13 protein-coding genes are annotated in these 14,267 nt (G+C 69.5%); 7 read left to right on the forward strand and 6 right to left on the reverse strand.

The genetic code is table 11. The features are described 5' to 3' along the window. Positions 1–129: 129 nt before the first annotated feature. Positions 130–1,452: an MATE family efflux transporter gene (locus tag CQ034_RS11855; protein WP_105711208.1), complete on the reverse strand. Its 1,323-nt coding sequence runs from the start codon at positions 1,450–1,452 to the stop codon at positions 130–132. A gap of 93 nt (positions 1,453–1,545) precedes the next feature. Here CQ034_RS11855 and CQ034_RS11860 point away from each other — a divergent pair, with 93 nt between their 5' ends. The 4 genes from CQ034_RS11860 (at position 1,546) to CQ034_RS11875 (ending at position 5,700) form a co-directional block, all read left to right on the forward strand. Then, positions 1,546–2,094 carry a DUF1992 domain-containing protein gene (locus tag CQ034_RS11860; RefSeq protein ID WP_258134190.1) on the forward strand — a complete coding sequence of 183 codons (549 nt, stop codon included), beginning with the start codon at positions 1,546–1,548 and terminating at the stop codon, positions 2,092–2,094. A gap of 135 nt (positions 2,095–2,229) precedes the next feature. Continuing rightward, complete coding sequence (locus CQ034_RS11865) at positions 2,230–4,194, forward strand: M13 family metallopeptidase (protein ID WP_105711291.1); 1,965 nt, start codon at positions 2,230–2,232, stop codon at positions 4,192–4,194. 112 nt (positions 4,195–4,306) lie between these two features. Then, positions 4,307–5,269, forward strand: coding sequence for a serine hydrolase (locus CQ034_RS11870; protein WP_029261249.1), 963 nt, complete (start codon positions 4,307–4,309; stop codon positions 5,267–5,269). Between the two features lie 29 nt (positions 5,270–5,298). After that, positions 5,299–5,700, forward strand: coding sequence for a hypothetical protein (locus tag CQ034_RS11875; protein WP_105711210.1), 402 nt, complete (start codon positions 5,299–5,301; stop codon positions 5,698–5,700). 18 nt (positions 5,701–5,718) lie between these two features. On the opposite strand, the gene CQ034_RS11880 is transcribed toward CQ034_RS11875, so the two are convergent. Then, positions 5,719–7,161, reverse strand: a complete 1,443-nt coding sequence (locus tag CQ034_RS11880) for an MFS transporter (protein ID WP_029261248.1) — start codon at positions 7,159–7,161, stop codon at positions 5,719–5,721. Positions 7,162–7,260: 99 nt separating this feature from the next. Here CQ034_RS11880 and CQ034_RS11885 point away from each other — a divergent pair, with 99 nt between their 5' ends. Continuing rightward, complete coding sequence (locus CQ034_RS11885; RefSeq protein WP_029261247.1) at positions 7,261–7,950, forward strand: GNAT family N-acetyltransferase; 690 nt, start codon at positions 7,261–7,263, stop codon at positions 7,948–7,950. Between the two features lie 33 nt (positions 7,951–7,983). Here CQ034_RS11885 and CQ034_RS11890 read toward each other — a convergent pair whose 3' ends face one another. Next, positions 7,984–9,453, reverse strand: a complete 1,470-nt coding sequence (locus CQ034_RS11890) for a peptide MFS transporter (protein ID WP_029261246.1) — start codon at positions 9,451–9,453, stop codon at positions 7,984–7,986. A 113-nt stretch (positions 9,454–9,566) separates the two neighbouring features. On the opposite strand from CQ034_RS11890, the gene CQ034_RS11895 reads away from it, so the two are divergent. Then, positions 9,567–10,952, forward strand: a complete 1,386-nt coding sequence (locus tag CQ034_RS11895) for a glycine--tRNA ligase (protein WP_105711211.1) — start codon at positions 9,567–9,569, stop codon at positions 10,950–10,952. A 48-nt stretch (positions 10,953–11,000) separates the two neighbouring features. On the opposite strand, the gene CQ034_RS11900 is transcribed toward CQ034_RS11895, so the two are convergent. After that, positions 11,001–11,960, reverse strand: coding sequence for a YafY family protein (locus tag CQ034_RS11900; RefSeq protein ID WP_105711212.1), 960 nt, complete (start codon positions 11,958–11,960; stop codon positions 11,001–11,003). Between the two features lie 68 nt (positions 11,961–12,028). Between CQ034_RS11900 and CQ034_RS11905 the strand changes: the two genes are divergently transcribed. Then, a complete protein-coding gene (locus tag CQ034_RS11905; protein ID WP_105711213.1) occupies positions 12,029–13,177 on the forward strand; it encodes an epoxide hydrolase family protein in 1,149 nt (382 codons plus the stop codon). 54 nt (positions 13,178–13,231) lie between these two features. Here the strand turns inward: CQ034_RS11905 and CQ034_RS11910 are convergent, their stop codons facing one another. Next, positions 13,232–13,657, reverse strand: coding sequence for a DUF1801 domain-containing protein (locus CQ034_RS11910; protein WP_105711214.1), 426 nt, complete (start codon positions 13,655–13,657; stop codon positions 13,232–13,234). Beyond that, positions 13,654–14,226, reverse strand: coding sequence for an HhH-GPD-type base excision DNA repair protein (locus CQ034_RS11915; protein WP_105711215.1), 573 nt, complete (start codon positions 14,224–14,226; stop codon positions 13,654–13,656). Before CQ034_RS11915 ends, CQ034_RS11910 begins: the two co-directional genes overlap by 4 nt. Positions 14,227–14,267 lie beyond the last annotated feature (41 nt).

Here is a 14,267-nt window from a genome sequence, read left to right on the forward strand (position 1 = left end):
CCAGCATCCCTTCAGTGTCCCCCGATCATCGTCGAGTGCACCAGGGTTTCCGCGCGTAGTATTCCGCGGAATCCGATGGTGGGGGAGAAGTCGCGATGGAGCGGATCGGTGCAGTGCCGGCCAGCGGCGTCAGGCTGTCGCCGCGAGCCAGCGCCCGGATCGCACGCGCCAGCCGAGAGTGCCCAGACGCGCGAGCAGATAGACGCCGAAGAAGGCGACCGCGAGCCAGACGAGTCCCGCGGTGCCGTCGACCCCGGTCGCGGCGATGATCCACAGCGCCGGGAGGAACGGAACCAGGTTCAGGCCGCCGGCGATCGCGAGGTAGCGGGCGTCGTTCGCACCCATGAGCACCCCGTCGAGCACGAACACGACACCCGCGATCGGTTGGGCGACGGCGAGCACGAGCAGTGCCGGCTGCACGAGGGCGGCGATCTCCGCCGAGCCGGTGAACACGATGCCGAGCACCCCGGAGAGCGCGGCGATCAGGCCGCCGACGATGACGCCGAACCACGCGCCCCAGGCCACGGTGCGGGCCAGCACCCGGTGGACCTGCCGTTCGTCTCCGGCGCCCAGCTCCTTGCCGATGAGTGCCTGCGCGGCGATCGCGAGGGCATCGAGTGCGAATGCCGCGGCCGAGAAGATCGTGAACACGATCTGCCACCCTGCCAGCTCCTCGGTGCCGATGCCGGTGGCGATGCCCACGGTCGCGAGCAGGGCGATGCGCAGGCTCACGGTCCGAAGGAACAGCCATCCGCCCGACGTCGCCGTGCTGCGGATGCCCGCGCGCTGGGCACGCAGCGAGGCGCTGTGACGGGTCGCCAGGCGGCGGATGACCAGGGCGTACGCGGCGACCATGCCCCACTGCGCCGTCACGGTGCCGGCGGCCGAGCCCGCGATACCCCACCCGAGTCCGTAGATGAAGAGCCAGTTGAGCAGGGCGTTCGCGCCGAAGCCGAGCCCCGCGATCCAGAGCGGCGTCATCGTGTCCTGCATGCCGCGCAGCAGGCCGGTCGCGGCGAACACGATGAGCATCGCCGGCAGGCCCCACATCGAGATCACCAGGTACTCGTTGGCCTGCTGTGCGACGGCCTCGTTCGCGCCGAACAACGAGACCAGCCACGGTGAGGAGACCGCGCCGACGACGGCGAGCACCGCGCCGAGTCCGAGCGCGAGCCACATGCCGTTGATGCCGACCGACACGGCCTCGCCCGGCTGTCCGGCGCCGAAGCGGCGGGCGACCGCCGGAGTGGTCGAGTAGGCGAGGAACACCATGAGTCCGACGATCGTCTGCAGCACGGCTCCCGCGATGCCGAGGCCCGCGAGCGGGGTCGTGCCGAGGTGCCCGACCAGGGCGGCATCCACGATCAGGAACGCGGGCTCCGCGATCAGCGCGCCGAGGGCCGGGACCGCGAGGCGCAGGATCTCTCGGTTGAGGGAGGCGCGCGCGGTCATCCTCCGAGCCTATGACCTGGCGCCGACCTCGTCCGTCCGCGCCCCCGAGAGCCGTCGTAGGGTGGAGGGAATCGGATGCCGCGGAGGTGCATCATGACGGATCCCCGAGAAGCTGCGGCGCGCTACCGCGCGCAGCAGCAGCAGGCCGAGACCGCGGACGGCGACGAGGAGCCGGGCGTCCCGCCGGGAGCCGGCGCCGCCGTCGACAGAGCCGCCTTCATCGAGACGGCGATCCAGGTGGCGATCCGTCGCGGCGAGTTCGACGATCTTCCCGGCGCGGGCAAGCCGCTCGAGGGACTCGGCACCCACCACGACCCGGACTGGTGGATACGCCGCAAGATCGAGACCGAGAACCTCACCGGACTCGGCCCGCCCGCCATCCTGCTGCGCACCGAGGACCGGGAACTCAACGACCAGCTCGACCTGCTCGGCCGCGAGTCGGACGTGCGTGACGTGCTCGAGGACTTCAACAAGCGCGTGCGCGAGGCGCGTCGCCAGCTCCAGGGCGGACCTCCCGTCGTGACCGAACCGAGGGATGTCGACGCCGAGGTGGTGGCCTGGGCGGAGCGTCGGGCGGTGAGGCCCGCGGCCGCGCCGGTGCCGGAGCCGCGCCGCCGACGCTTCGGTCGGCGACGCCGCTGAAGTCCGCTGCGCTTCCCGCGGTGAAATGCGCCTCGTTCGGCCGGATGCCGCGAGTCTGGCCGAACGAAGCGCGATCGGCCGAAGATGGTGCAGCGAATCGGCCTGACGTCCGAGGCGGGTCATAGGCTGGTGCGCATGACTGACGTTCTTCCCGTGGGCCTCGCCCTTGATGAGTTCAGCTCCGACATCCGCCCGCAGGACGACCTCTATCGTCACGTGAACGGCGCCTGGCTTTCGCGCACCGAGATCCCTGGCGACAAGGCGCGGTGGGGCTCGTTCCATCTTCTCGCCGAGCAGGCCGAGAAAGACGTGCGGGCGATCATCGAGGAATCGCAGGATGCCGAGGAGGGCACGCTCGCCCGCAAGATCGGCGACCTGTTCGCGAGCTTCATGGACACCGAGCGCATCGATGCCGCCGGTCTCTCTCCGCTGGAGGAGACCCTCGCCGAGGTCGACGCCATCGACGGCATCCCGGCGTTCCTGCGCACGGTGGGCGCCTACGACCGCGACGGTCGCGCGGCCGTGATCGGCATGTACGTCGACGGTGACCCGGGTGACCCGGAGCGCTACCTGCCCGTGCTCATGCAGGCCGGGCTGTCCCTGCCGGATGAGAGCTACTTCCGGCTCGACACGTTCGCCGACACCCGGGCCGCCTATCGCGCACACCTCGAACGGCTGCTCGACCTTGCCGGTGTTCCGGATGCCGCGGCGAACGCCGACCGGGCGATCGCGCTCGAGACCGAGCTCGCCGGGCACCACTGGGACAACGTGCGCAGCCGCGACGCCGTGGCGACCTACAACCTCAAGACCTGGGACGAGCTGCAGGAGCTCGCCGGCGTCGACCTGGCTCCGTGGCGCGAAGCGGTGTCGCCGTCGAACCCGGCGGCCTTCGACGAGGTCGTCGTCTCGCAGCCCAGCTTCTTCGAGGGACTCGGCTCGCTCCTCACGCCCGAGCGGCTCGACGACTGGAAGGCGTGGCTGCGGGCCAAGGTCGTGCACGCGGCGGCTCCGTACCTCACCGACGACCTGGTGCAGGAGAACTTCTCGTTCTACGGCACCGAGCTCACCGGCGTGCCGACGATCCGCGAGCGCTGGAAGCGCGGCGTCTCTCTGACCGAGGGCGCGCTCGGCGAGGCGATCGGCAAGGTCTACGTCGAGCGGCACTACCCGCCGACGGCGAAGGCCGCGATGGACGAGCTGGTCGCCCACCTGATCGAGGCGTATCGCCAGAGCATCACCGACCTCGAGTGGATGACCGCCGAGACCCGGGAGCGCGCGCTCGCCAAGCTCGACTCCTTCACGCCCAAGATCGGCCACCCCGAGGTGTGGCGCGACTACTCGAGCCTGGAGATCGACCGCACCGACCTGTTCGGCAACGTGCGAAGGGCGTCGATCTTCGAGCACGACCGGCACGTCGACAAGGTCGGCAAGCCCATCGACCGCCTCGAATGGCACATGCCGCCGCAGATGGTCAACGCGTACTACAACCCGTCCATGAACGAGATCGTGTTCCCTGCGGCCATCCTGCAGTACCCGTTCTTCGACGCGAATCGCGACGCCGCCGCGAACTACGGCGGGATCGGCGCGGTCATCGGGCACGAGATCGGCCACGGCTTCGACGACCAGGGCAGCCGATACGACGGCGACGGCCGACTCCAGGACTGGTGGACCGACGCCGACCGTTCGGCCTTCGAGGAGCGCACCAAGGCGCTCATCGCGCAGTACGACGCGCTCGTCCCCGAGGGGCTGGACGCCGAGCACCACGTCAACGGCGCCCTCACGATCGGTGAGAACATCGGGGATCTCGGCGGCCTCGGCATCGCACTCAAGGCCTACGAGCTGTCGCTCGGCGGCGCGGAGGCACCGGTCATCGACGGGTACACGGGCGTGCAGCGCCTGCTGCTCTCGTGGGCGCAGGTATGGCAGCAGAAGAGCCGCGACGCCGAGACGCTGCGGCTGCTGACCATCGATCCGCACTCGCCGAACGAGTTCCGCTGCAACCAGATCGTGCGCAACATCGATGCGTTCTACGAGGCGTTCGGCGTGAGCGAGGAAGACGCCCTCTGGCTCCCCGAGTCGTCGCGTGTGACCATCTGGTGACCAATCGTCTGACTCTGTGATGCATCCCCCGGCGGTGGGGTTACGATAGCCCTGCCGCTGGGGAGCGCTTCCCCGCGGTATCCCGCAAATCCCCCCCTCGTAAGGATCACGCGTGGGCGCTCTCGAGCCTGGTGAAGGGTTCCGCAACTCCTCGGCCCCGGAGTCTGTCGGCGGTGCGCCGGAGTCTTCTGCGGGCCGTCGCTCCCAGCGGACCAGTCGCCGCCTCCCGCGCCGCGCCGCGCTCGGGCGCCGCTCCTTCACGGCCACCCTGCGGTCGCTCGAGGGTTTGGTCGATTCCGGCGCTCAGGTGTCGGTGCACGTCGTCGACCTCGACAATCATGTGCACGTGCTGGCCGGCGACGATCACGTGACCATGCCCGTCGCGGGGCTCGGCGTCGTCCCACTGCTGATCGAGGTGGCCGCCGGTTTCCAGAGCGGAGCGCTCGATCCGTTCGAGATCATCGAGCGGGACAGTGTCGAGGCCGTGGAGACCTCCGGCCTGTGGCGGCATCTGCACGCTCCGGCGCTGCCGCTCGAGGATCTCGCCGTGCTGGCCGCGACAGCCGGCGATCCGATCGCCGTGAACGCCCTGCTGCAGAAGGTCGGACATGACCGGGTGCGCGAGCGCATCGAGTCGCTCGGGCTGCGCCGTACGGCCCTGCTCGACCGGTTCCGTGACCGCCGCGGTCCGGACGACGCCCCGCAGGTCGCCGTGGGATCCGCTCGGGAGCTCGCCGGGCTGTTCTCGGCCCTGGTGAACTCGCAGGTCGTCGACGCCGCGGTCAGCGCGCAGGTGTCGGAGTGGCTGAGCCTGAACCAGGACCTGAGCCTGGTCGCGGCATCCACCGGCCTCGACCCGTTCTCGCACGATCACGACGCGCACGGTCTGCTGTTCGTGAACAAGACCGGCCGCGATCGTGGTGTCCGCGCCGAGGCGGGAGTGCTGGCCGGACCCCGTGCCGGCGTCGCCTACTCGCTCATCGTCTGCTTCGACGACCTCTCCATCACGCACCGGCTGCGCGCGCACGACGCCTTCCGGGTGCTCGGCGTCGAGCTCATGGAGTACACGCACTGAGAGCGGTTCCGTGTCGTTAGCATCGGAGGATGCCCCGACCCGACTGGACCCCGCACCGCCGCGACGACGGTGAGCTGCTCGGGTGGATCCATCCTGAGGGAGACGACTGGGTCGCCGTGGACGTGCTCGGGCGACCCGCATCCGTCCCGACCGAGTGGCTCGATGCCGAGGCTGCGCTGGAGGAGCACGGCATCGCGTGGCTCGCCGATCCGTGGATGCTCGAGGGCGAGGGGGACCGCCCGCTGCGGGTGCGCATCCTCGAGGTGACGCCGGACGAGGAGGGCGTGCCCGGTCGGATCGTCGTGAAGATCGACGACTTCGGGGACATGACCCGTCCGGCGACGGCGCAGTTCACCCTGGCGTGGCCGATCCCGGACCGGCTGCGACCGCCGCGAGACGGCGACCCGGACCCGCGCACGATCTCCCGCTGACGGCGCGGGGAGCGGAACTCAGCCGGGCAGGGACGGATGCTGCTCGGAGCTGCGCTGCTTCGGGATGAAGAGCGACAGCACGACCGCGATGATGCCGGCGGCGATCGCGAGCCAGAAGCACACCTCGAACGCGGCGCGGGTCGGAACCGCGACACCGTCGACGTCGATGCTCATCGCCGCGAGCACGCCGCCCATCACGGCCGAGGCGCTCGAGGTGCCGACCGAGCGGAACAGGGCGTTCAGGCCGTTCGAGGCGCCGGTCTCGTTCGCCGGCACCGACCGCATGATGATCATGGGCATCGCGGCGAAGGTGAAGCCGATGCCGACTCCGATGAAGATGTTGGCGACGAAGATGTGCCACACCTCGGACGACCACAGCAGCACGAACACGTAGGCGAGCACGATCGCGCCGGCGCCGACGGTGAACAGCGGCCGCGGTCCGACCGTGCGCTCGAGCCAGCCGGAGAGCGGTGAGATCACCATCATCACGAGGCCGGCGGGCATGATCACGAGGGACGCCGCGAGCATGTCGAGCCCGAAACCGGCGCCGCCGACCGCGGGCATCTCGAGCAGCTGCGGGAACGTCACGTTCGAGGCGAACAGTGCGAACCCCATGCCGATCGCGGCGATGTTGGTGAACAGTACGGCGGGGCGCGCCGCCACCCGCAGGTCGAGCAGCGGGTCCTTCGTGCGCAGCTGGTACCAGCCCCACACCAGCAGCACGGCCAGCCCGCCGATGATGCAGACCAGTGTGAGGGGTGAGGTCCAGCCCCACTGCGCACCCCGGGAGACGAAGAGCAGGATGCCGGTGAGGCCGATGGCCAGCCCGATGGCGCCGAGCACATCGAGGCGCCCGGGGGAGCGGAGCACATCCTCGGGGATCACGGCCAGCACGAGCAGCAGTCCGACGACGCCGAGCGCGGCCGCGAGCCAGAACAGCATGTGCCAGTCGGCGTTCTGGGCGAGGAGTGCGGCGACGGGCATGCCGATCGCGCCGCCGACGCCCATGGTCGCGCTCATCAGGGCGACCGCGGTGCCGAGCCGCTCGGTCGGCAGCACGTCGCGCATGATCGCGATGCCGAGGGGGACGACGCCCGTCACGGCGCCCTGGAGTGCGCGCCCGATGATCACGCCGATGATCGAGCCGGAGACCGCGGCGATCACCGAGCCGAGGATCAGGATCGCGAGCAGCACGATCACGACGCGGCGTTTGCCGTACATGTCGCCCAGTCGGCCGGAGATCGGCGTGGCGACCGCGGCCACCAGCAGCGTGATCGTGACGACCCAGGTGGTGTCCTCGCGGGACGCGTTCAGCAGTTGCGGCAGCTCGGCCTGCAACGGCACGACGAGCGTGAACATGAACGACGAGCAGAGACCCGCGAAGGCGAGGACCGCGACGATCGCCCACTTCGGCGGGGTTCGGGAGAGGCGCTTCCTGGCTCTGTCGTCGTTCGCACCCACCGGCTCAGGCTATCGGCGATCCGACGGTGCGGGGTCGTCGGAGAGGTCCGATCCGGGCTCCGTTTCCCCGAACCGCCCCAGGAGGGGCAGACTGGGTGCGTGCGAACCATCCGCGATCTCGACACCGTTGAACTCATCCTCGACGCGCAGGGCCTGCTCGACTCCATCCGGGGTCCGCAGCGCGTGGTGGATGCCGGCACCCTGCGCGCCCTGCAGCAGTCGGGCAACTACGTCGTCGGCTTCTTCGACGGCGAGGGCGACGAGGAGCGCATGGTCGGCGCCTCCATCGCCTTCTTCGGCGAGCCCGCCCGACGTGCGATGCACTCGCACATCACGGCGCTGCTGCCGGAGTACCGCGGGCGCGGCTGGGGTCGCGAGCTCAAGGAGCACCAGCGTCAGTGGGCGTTCTCGCGCGACGTCGGACGCATCACCTGGGTGTTCGACCCGCTCGTGGCGCGCAACGCGCACTTCTTCTTCTCGGTGCTGGGCGCCCGCGCCACCGGCTACTCCGTGAACCGCTACGGCATCTTCGGCGGCGGCGACGCGGGTGACGAGAGCGACCGGCTGGACGTCGAGTGGGCGCTCGCCGACATCGCCAAGCCCCCGGCCGACGACGCAGTGGTCGAGACCCTCGAGATCCCCGCCGACATCGAGGCGATGCGCGTCTCCGACCCGGCGGCCGCCCACGAGTGGCGTCTCCGACTGCGCGCGCAGATGGAGGGGCTGCTCGGCAGCGGCCTGACCATCGCCGGCTACGACAACGCGCGCGGCTACCTCTTCACCGCCTGAGCCGAGCCGCCGGATCGCCGATGCGGGACGCGCTCAGCGCACCCCGCGCATGAGCTTCAGCACGGGCTTGACGCTCAGCAGCAGCCCGATGCCGACGACGATGGCGATCCCCCCGAGGATCGAGAAGAAGGGCACCTCGTCGTCGGGGTTGTAGAACTGCACCAGCCAGCCGGAGATCGCCGTCCCCAGCGCGATCGACAGGAAGAACAGCGCGACCATCTGCGTGCGGAACACGCCAGGTGCGAGCTTCGTGGCGGCCGACAGGCCGACCGGCGAGATGAGCAGCTCCGCCACCGTGAACACGAAGAGGATCCCGACGATCGCCAGCAGCGGCGTGGAGTTCTCCCCGCCGCCGGCGAACGGCAGGAAGAGCAGGAATGCCGACCCCATGATGATGGCCGCGAGCGCGAACTTCACCGGCGTCGATGGTTGACGCTTTCCGAGCTTGGTCCAGATCGCGGCGAAGACTCCGGACAGGATGATGATGAAGACCGGGTTGATCGACTGCACCCAGGAGACGGGCATCTCCCAGCCGAACAGGTTGCGGTTCAGACGCTGGTCGGAGTAGATCGTCAGCACCGTGAACTGCTGCTGATACAGCGACCAGAACGCGACGCTCGTGATGAACAGCGGCAGGAACGCCCACACCCGCGATCGTTCGGTCGCGTCGATGCGACGGCTGCCGAGGATCACGGAGAAGTAGGTGATCGCGGCGACGATCGTGACACCGATCACCAGGGTGGCGAGGTTGTCGGGTCGGATCACGCCGGTGAGCACCAGGACGGCGATGAGCACGATCGCGGCGGCCGCGATGAGTCCGACCAGCGGATAGCGGGACTTCGGGAGGGGGTTCGGCACCTCCCGCGCCGACGCGGGCAGCGCCTTGCGGCCGAACGAGTACTGGATGAGCCCGAGCGTCATCCCGATGGCCGCAAGTCCGAAGCCGTAGTGGAAGCCGAGCGAGGACTGCAGGATGCCGGTGAGGATCGGGCCCAGGAAAGCGCCGAGGTTGATGCCCAGGTAGAACAGCGAGAAGCCGGCATCCCGTCGCGGGTCGTCGGCGCTGTAGAGGCTGCCGACGACCGATGTGGCGTTCGCCTTGAGCCCGCCGGATCCCAGTGCCACGAGCACGAGGCCGACGCCGACGCCGACCGCGCCCGGAAGAAGGGCGAGGGCGAGGTGCCCCGCCACGATCACCATCGCGCTGACGAACAGCACCCGCTCCGCGCCGAACAGGCGGTCGGCGAGCCAGGCCCCGAGGATCGTCGACAGGTAGACCGACCCTCCGTACGCGCCCACGATGCCGCCCGCGACCGCCTTGGGGATGCCGAGGCCACCCTCGGTCATCTCGAAGTACAGGTAGATGAGCAGGATGCCCTGCATGCCGTAGAAGCTGAACCGCTCCCACATCTCCACGCCGAAGATGTGCACGAGCGCCCAGGGTTGGCCGAAGAAGCGGGTGTCTTCGTCGCGGGTCCGCCGAGTGCGCGCAGAAGTGCTCATCCCAGGACGGTACTCCGCGGTGGGCCGAGGGGCCAGGTCCCGCGCGGGACGACGGATAGAATGAGGTGCCCGTGTTCACGGGTCTTCTCCCGCATCCGACCATTGGAGCCACCATGGCCGAACAGTCCCGCCTCGACAAGGTCATCGCCCTCGCCCGCCACCGCGGGTTCGTGTTCCAAGCGGGTGAGATCTACGGCGGTTCTCGATCGGCCTGGGACTACGGGCCCCTCGGTACGGAGCTCAAGGAGAACATCCGCCGCCAGTGGTGGCAGACGTTCGTGCGCGGCCGCGGCGACATGGTCGGCCTCGATTCCAGCATCATCCTCCCCAAGCGCGTGTGGGAGGCGTCGGGTCACGTCGCCACGTTCACCGATCCGCTGGTCGAGTGCCTGCAGTGCCACAAGCGCTTCCGCGCCGACAACCTCATCGAGGACTTCGAGGCGCGCAAGGGCCGCCAGGCCGAGAACGGTCTCGCCGACATCCCCTGCCCGAACTGCGGCACCAAGGGTCAGTACACCGAGCCGAAGGCTTTCTCCGGCCTGGTGAAGACCTATCTGGGTGTTGTCGACGACGAGTCGGGTCTGTACTTCCTGCGCCCCGAGACGGCGCAGGGCATCTTCGTGAACTTCTCGAACGTGCTCACCGCGAGCCGCAAGAAGCCGCCGTTCGGCATCGGCCAGGTCGGCAAGGCGTTCCGCAACGAGATCACCCCCGGCAACTTCATCTTCCGCACCCGCGAGTTCGAGCAGATGGAGATCGAGTTCTTCACGCCCCCGGCCGAGGCGCAGGAGTGGTTCGAGCACTGGGTCGAGGCCTGCTGGAACTGGTTCATCGACCTGGGCATCGACCCGGAGAACATGCGTCAGTTCGACGTGCCCGAAGACGACCGCGCGCACTACTCGGCCGGCACGATCGACGTCGAGTACAAGTTCGGGTTCGCGGGCAAGGAGTGGGGCGAGCTCATGGGCGTCGCCAACCGCACCGACTACGACCTCTCCAGCCACAGCGAGGCGTCCGGCCAGAGCCTGACGTACTTCGACCAGGCCACGGGCGAGCGCTACACCCCGTACGTGATCGAGCCGTCGTTCGGTCTCACCCGCGCCATGATGGCGTTCCTCGTCGACGCGTACCGCGAGGAGCAGGTGCCCAACGCCAAGGGCGGCACCGACGTGCGCACGGTGCTCAAGCTCGACCCGCGCCTCGCCCCGGTCAAGGCCGCCGTGCTGCCGCTGTCGCGCAACGAGAAGCTGTCGCCGCTCGCCCGCGAGGTCGCCGACACGCTCCGGAGCTCCTGGGCCGTCGACTTCGATGACGCGGGTGCGATCGGTCGCCGCTACCGTCGCCAGGACGAGATCGGCACCCCGTTCTGCGTCACGGTCGACTTCGACTCGCTCGACGACCGCGCCGTCACGGTGCGCGACCGCGACACCATGGCGCAGGAGCGCGTCTCGATCGACGAGCTGCACGCGTACCTCGCGGAGCGTCTGCGCGGCGCCTGAGGTTCCCGCGATCAAGACCCCGTCGGCCCGAGTGGCCGGCGGGGTCTTTCATGCGCTCCCGGCGACCGCCCGCGCATACCGCTCGGAGAGCAGCTGCAGCCGCGGGAGCAGCTCGGGCGGGCTCTCGACCGTGAAGTCCATCATCAGCATCCCGATGTAGGCGGCGACGGTGTCGAGGCTGTCCGCACCCGTGACGAGGATGCAGTGCTCGTCGTCGACCGGTTCGACCACGCCGACCGCGGCATGGATCCGGTCGAGCACGGCCTCGGCGGGTGCGTCGATCCGCAGTCGGGCGTGCACCTTCCAGCCGCTCACCGCGATGGTCCGCATCGCGAACGCCGTGTAGTCGCCCCCGGGGAGCGGCTGCGGATCGAAGCGGCGATGCGTCGGCATCCGCAGCTCCATCCAGTCGACGCGGTAGGTTCCCCATTCGTCGGTCTGCGGATCGCGGGCCACGAGGTACCACCGCCGCACCCAGGTGAGCAGCCGGTACGGCTCGACCAGCACGGGCGCTCCGTCGTAGTCGAAGCGCAGCCATTCCCCGTTGCGGATCGCGCTCGCGATGGCCTGCAGCGACGCGGCGTCGACTTCGGGGTCCGGGGCATCCGTGTCGTTGTTCTCCGGTGCGCGCTCGACGCTCGATCGCAGGGCGTCGACCGTGGGGCGCAGGTGCGACGGCAGCACCTGTTCCAGCTTGGCGAGGGCTCTGGCGCTCGACTCCGCGATTCCGGCGATACCGGCCGCCGCGCGGAGTCCGACGGTGACGGCCACCGCCTCCTCGTCGTCGAGCAGCAGGGGCGGCAGCTTTCCTCCTGCACCGAGCCGGTAGCCGCCGACGGACCCTCGCGTGGCGTCGACGGGATAGCCGAGGTCACGCAGTCGCTCGACGTCGTGTCGGACAGTGCGCGCCGAGACGCCGAGACGCGACGCGAGGTCGCTTCCGGAGCGCTCCGGACCGGTCTGCAAGAGCGCCAGCAACGCGAGCAGACGAGCGGTCGGGTCGGCCATCGGAACTCCTCGAAAGTGATCTGTTTATTAGGAACGAATCCAACCTAATGCCCTTCTACCTTCGAGATATGGAAAACACGACGCTCGCCTTCCGCCCCTTCACCGTCTCGGTCTCCGCCACCGAGGTCGCCGATCTCCAGGATCGCCTCGCCCGCACCCGTCTTCCGCAGCCGTCGCCGACGGACGACTGGGATGCCGGCACCCCCAACTCCTACCTGCGCGAGGCCGTCGCCGCCTGGCGAGACTTCGACTGGGCTGCGGCCCAGGAGCGGATCAACGCGGTCCCGCACTTCACCACCGAGATCGACGGCCAGACCATCCACTTCCTCCACGTGCGCTCGGCTCACGAGGGTGCGACTCCGCTGCTCCTCGCGCACACCTACCCCGGTTCGTCGGTCGACTACCTCGACCTGATCGACCGGCTCGTCGACCCGGTGGCTCACGGCGGCCGTGCCGAAGACGCCTTCGACGTCGTGATCCCGGATGCTCCGGGCTACGGGTTCTCGCAGCCTCTGGCCTCGACGGGCTGGACGGTCGGTCGGGTCGCCGCGGCGTACGACCGCCTCATGCGCGGGCTCGGCTACGACAGCTACGGCATCCACGGCTCCGACAACGGCGCGATGGTGGCCCGTGAGCTGGGTCTGCTCGAGCCCGCAGGCTTCCTCGGACTCCACGTGCTGCAGCTGTTCTCGTTCCCCTCCGGCGACCCGGCGGAGTTCGAGAAGCTGGAGCCCGCGGACTACGCCGGCCTCGAGCACATGCAGTGGTTCCAGTCCGTCGGCGGGTACAACACGATGAACGCCTCGCGCCCGCAGACCGTGTCGGTGGGGCTCAGCGACTCCCCGGTCGGGCTGCTCGCCTACAGCGAGCTGTTCAACTCGTTCGGCAACGGCACGTCGCTCGTGCCGCTCGAGAAGATCCTGCTCGAGGTCAGCGTGAACTGGTTCGCGAACGCGGCCTCGGGCATGAGCCGCAGCTACCTGGAGAACGCCAGGGCGGATGCCGCGGCAGAGGGCGCCGAGCCGCGGATCAATGCCGCACGGACCGGGGTCGCCGTGTTCGCGGACGACTTCCAGACGATCCGGGTCTTCGCCGAGCGCGACAACACGAACATCGTGCACTGGAGCCGCTTCGACGAGGGCGGACACTTCGCCGCCCTGGAGCGTCCGGACCTGCTGGCCGACGACATCCGCGCATTCTTCGCCACGCAGTCCTGATCCCGCACACTGAAGACCCGTCCGTGCCGCTGCCGCACGGGCGGGTCTCGCGTGTCAACCGGTGACGGTGAGCTGCACCTCGGGGGTGCCGCCAGCTTCGACCCACGCGAGCGAGCGTTCGAGGATGCCGCGCAGCACGTCGAGGTCGACCTGCTCCAGGTCCTTGATGTACAGGCATCCGACGCCGGTCGTATGCGGGCCGAGCTCGGCGAGAGCCTCGGAGTGGGCACCGACGCCGTCGAAGAGGTAGATCGTGGTCGCGGCCTTGCGGGGTGCGAAGCCGAGCAGTCCGCTGTCGCCCTCGGTGCCGGTCGGGTAGCGGTAGTGGCACGAACCGAAGCCGATGATCGTGCCCCAGGTCTGCGGTTCGCGTCCGGTGATCTCCTGCATGAGTGCGGTCAGCGTCTCGGCGTCCCGGCGTCGGACGGCGGGGGAGGAGCGGGCGATGAGTCCCGCGACATCATCGCCCGTGGGCTTCACTTCGGAGCCTTCGCCGCGGCCTTCATGGCCTTCTTGTGCTCGCGCACCTTCGTGAGCGACTCGGGCGAGACGATGTCGGCGACGCTGCGGTACGAGCCGTCTTCGCCGTATGCACCTGCGGCCTCGCGCCAGCCCTCGCCCGTGAAGCCGTACTGCTTGCCCAGCAGAGCCAGGAAGATCTTCGCCTTCTGCTCGCCGAATCCGGGAAGGGCTTTCAGGCGCTTCAGCACCTCGGGCCCGTCCGGGTCGCCCTCGGTCCAGAGGGCGGCGGCGTCGCCGTCCCAGTCATCGACGAGCGTCTGGCACAGCGTCTGCACGCGCGTCGCCATCGACCCGGGGAAGCGGTGCACGGCGGGCGTCTGCTTGAACGCCTCGAGGAACTCGTCCGGTGCCATGTGCGCGATGGTCGCGGCATCCGCCGCTCCGGTGCGCTGCTCGATCTTGAGCGGACCGGCGAACGCGGTCTCCATGGGGACCTGCTGATCCAGCAGCATCCCCACCAGCAGGGCGAGCGGATTGTCGGTCAGCAGCTCGTCGGCGGCGGTGTCTCCGGTGATGTGAAGGGCCATGCCTCCAGTGTCGCACCCTGCGGTCGAGGCACGCATCGATC

The sequence above is a fragment of the Microbacterium sp. MYb45 genome, assembly GCF_002979655.1.
GTDB lineage: Bacteria > Actinomycetota > Actinomycetes > Actinomycetales > Microbacteriaceae > Microbacterium.